We start from the raw sequence: 3,335 nt of genomic DNA, 5'->3' as shown, positions 1-3,335 counted from the left end.
GGTTTGTTGGGGGCTGGCGGCCCGGTTGTCTTACGCTGGTACCGCCGGGGGGGGCGCCGGGGGGGGCCGCGCCGGCGCGGCGGAGGCGGTGGCGGGCTGGACGGCGGCCAGGCCGAGGAACGCGACCGCGGCGGCCGCCAGGCTCTTGCGGAATGTAATCTTCACAGCGGATTCGCCTCTTCTGCGGGGAACGTGGAAGCCCGGCCACCCCGTATGGGAGCGGGACGGCCGGGCGGGGGGCGGCGCCGTCAGGCGGTGATGTGGAGCTTCTGGCCGTAGGCGGCGTCACCGGGGGCGACCTTGCCCATGGCCTTGCCGGTGCCGTTGGCCGTGACGTCGGTCGGGCACAGGAAGCTGCCCGACTTCAGGCCGAGGGACACGCCGTTCATCGTCCCGGCGAGCTGGCCCGTGGAGTTGGCGGGATTGTCGGAGTTGCGGACCTCGAAGGTGAGGCTGGTGTGCTCCGCGTCGAACCCGTAGACGCAGCTGATGGAGCCGAACGACGCCTGGATCTCCAGGTCGGGGTCGGTGAACGTCAGCGTGCCGTCGTAGTCGCCGCTAGGCCCGTAGGCCAGGACGCCGTCGGTGTAGGGCAGGTTGCGGAACGACACCGCCGGCGTTCCCAGGTTGCTGGTGCAGCCCGAGACGGCGGCCGAGTCCAGGGTGCCCGAACCGGACGAGGTCATCGTGCCGCGCAGGTCGGCTCCGGAGCAGCTCGCGGTGAAGCCGGTGCCGGCGAAGGTGAGGTCGCCGACGTTGAGGATCTGGTACTGGCCGTCGTAGGGCGCCCCGGCGGGGCCGTCCCTGCGGACCGTGGTGGTGGCCGCCGACGCTGAGCCGGCCAGCAGGCCGACCGCCGCGGTTGCCGCGACCAGGGGTGTGCCGAGCTTGACGAGGGCCTTCACGTTCTCCTCCTCGGATATCGGCCCGTGTCGATGCTTCCGGCGGTGGATGGTGCGCGAACGGGGTGATCTGGCCCGGCCGCGCTCCGCGCCGGCCCCCGGACGGCGCCGCGCCCCGGATCCGGTGGTGGCGCGCGCCGCGTGAGCGCTCACCCGAGATCTAAGAACAACTCCCACGATGTAGCAAGCGCTTGGGTACTTCGGATTGGCCGGGAACGGCCCGCATCCGCGTCATCCCGGTGCCGGGCACGCACGTCCGTGCGCGTCCCGGCCAACGCCGCACGGCGCCCGCTTGTCATCGCCTCACAAGGATTGTCATCGCCTCACAAGAACGGCCGGCCCCGCGAACGGAACCGGCCGGCCAGTCGAACCCCCGTGACAACTGGCTTACTCGCTCGCCCTACTTATTGCTCCATGTCGTCGGGGCCCCAGTACGCCTGCATCTTGACGATCTTGCCGTCGTCACCGAACGTCATGACGTCGATGGCGCGGATGCGCACGTTCATCGCGGGGACCTCCACCGTGAAGGCCATGGCCGCGCCGTTGCCGTGCGAGCCGCGGATGGGGCCGTCCAGGACGAGCTTGGAGCCGGCGGCCACGGCGTTGGCGTAGAACTCCTCGATCGCCGCGCGGCCCGAGATCGGCTGGTTGCCGACCGGGTCCTCGACCACCGCGTCGTCGGCGAACAGCGCGGCGATCGCCGCGGCGTCGCCCCGGCCGAAGCCGTCGACGTAGCTCTGCAGCGCCTTCTTCATCTGGTCGGGAGTGGGCATACCGGCCGCCTTTCGTGTCGGGGAGAGCCTAGCAAGCGAGCGCTTGTTTCACGAGCCGCGCGCCTGGACGAGGAGCCTAGGCGTCCCGTTCCGGCGGGAGGCAGCCCGGTCTCCCGCTCAGCGGGAGGGAGCCGGTGTCAGGCGTCCAGCCTCTCCGCGTCGACGGGCCCGGTACGGCCGAGGATCAGCCGGTTGACCAGCCACAGCACCAGGCCGACCGCGATCAGCACGGCGGCGCGCAGGTAGACGGCGCCCTCCCGGCCGGTGATCGGCATGGCCAGCAACGCGCAGCTCAGCGCGCCCAGCACGGGCATCCAGGTCGGCGCGCGGAAGTGCTCGTGCCCGACCCGTTCCCGGCGCAGGACCAGCACGCAGACGTTCACCAGCGCGAACACGCACAGGAGCAGCAGCACGGTGGTGTCGGCGAGCCCGCCGATGTCGCCCGTGCTCACCAGGACCACCGCGATCGCCACCGTGAAGACGATCGCCGGCCAGGGCGTGGCGCGCCGCGAGTGCACGATGGCGAACACCGGGGGCACGATCCGCTCCCGCGCCATGCCGTACACCAGCCGGGACGCCATGATCATGTTGATCAGCGCGGTGTTGCCCACCGCCAGCAGCGCGATCAGCGCGAACAGCTTGGGCGGGAAGTCGAACCCGGCCACCCGGACGACCTCCAGCAGCGGCCCCGTCGAGGTCTTCAGCGTCTCGGTGTCGACCAGCATGGTCGCGGTGAACGCGACCGCGATGTAGATCACGACGGTGATCGCCAGACCGCCGAAGAGCGCGACCGGGAAGTCCCTGGCCGGGTTCTTGGCCTCCTCGGCGAGGTTGACCGAGTCCTCGAAGCCGAGCAGCGCGTAGAAGGCCAGCGCCGCGCCGCCGAGCACGCCCAGGAACGCCCCGTTCGCCGGGTCGAATTCCAGCACCCGGCTCGGCTCGCCGTCCCCGCCGATCAGCGCGAAGACCCCGATCACCATGATCACCAGCAGCCCGAACGCCTCGATCACGGTGAGCGCCACGTTCACCTTGATCGACTCGGAGATGCCGGCGAAGTTCACCAGCGTCACCAGCGCCAGGAAGATCAGCGCGCCGGCCAGCGTCGGCAGCGACACGAACTCGGCCAGGTAGTCGCCGCCGAACGCGCGGGCGGCGGCGCTCGCCGAGGTGATGCCGCTCATCATCACCGCGAACGCCACGATGAACGTCACGAACGGGATCCCGAACGCCTTGTTGGTGTAGAGCGCGGCCCCGGCCGCCCGAGGGTACTTGCCGACCAGCTCGGCGTACGCGGTGGCGGTCAGCGCCGCGAGCACGAACGCCACCAGGAACGGCGCCCAGACCGCCCCGCCGACCTCGCCCGCGACCTGCCCGACCAGCGCGTAGATGCCCGCCCCGAGGATGTCCCCGACCACGAACAGCATCAGCACCTTGCGCCCGATCACGCGGCGCAGGCCGCCGCCGAGCGTGCGCGGGTCGACCTCGGTCGCCATCTCCGCCCTCCTTGATCGTTTTGGAGGTGGTACCCGGACGGCGGCCGATAATCATCGCGAACAGGTCGAATCCCCGGGGCGGGGGGGGGGGGGGCCCCCGCCCCCCCCCCCCCCCGGGCCCCCCCCCCCCCCCCCCCCCCCGCGACGGGGGCAAAGAGAGGGAGGGA

Annotated in this window: 3 protein-coding genes; all 3 read right to left on the bottom strand. The window is 71.5% G+C overall.

Translation table 11 applies throughout. The annotated features are described in order from the left end of the window. Window positions 1–248: 248 nt before the first annotated feature. Window positions 249–905 carry a hypothetical protein gene (locus tag AB0881_RS39850; protein WP_366625858.1) on the bottom strand — a complete coding sequence of 219 codons (657 nt, stop codon included), beginning with the start codon at window positions 903–905 and terminating at the stop codon, window positions 249–251. Window positions 906–1,306: 401 nt separating this feature from the next. After that, complete coding sequence (locus tag AB0881_RS39845) at window positions 1,307–1,675, bottom strand: nuclear transport factor 2 family protein (RefSeq protein ID WP_366625857.1); 369 nt, start codon at window positions 1,673–1,675, stop codon at window positions 1,307–1,309. A gap of 137 nt (window positions 1,676–1,812) precedes the next feature. Continuing rightward, entirely contained in the window at window positions 1,813–3,168 is a 1,356-nt protein-coding gene (locus AB0881_RS39840) for an amino acid permease (RefSeq protein WP_366625855.1), read from the bottom strand. Window positions 3,169–3,335: the final 167 nt, after the last annotated feature.

Origin of the sequence: Spirillospora sp. NPDC029432, from assembly GCF_040703975.1 — a bacterium.
Lineage (GTDB): Bacteria > Actinomycetota > Actinomycetes > Streptosporangiales > Streptosporangiaceae > Spirillospora.
This window is presented reverse-complemented; position numbering and strand designations above follow the sequence as displayed.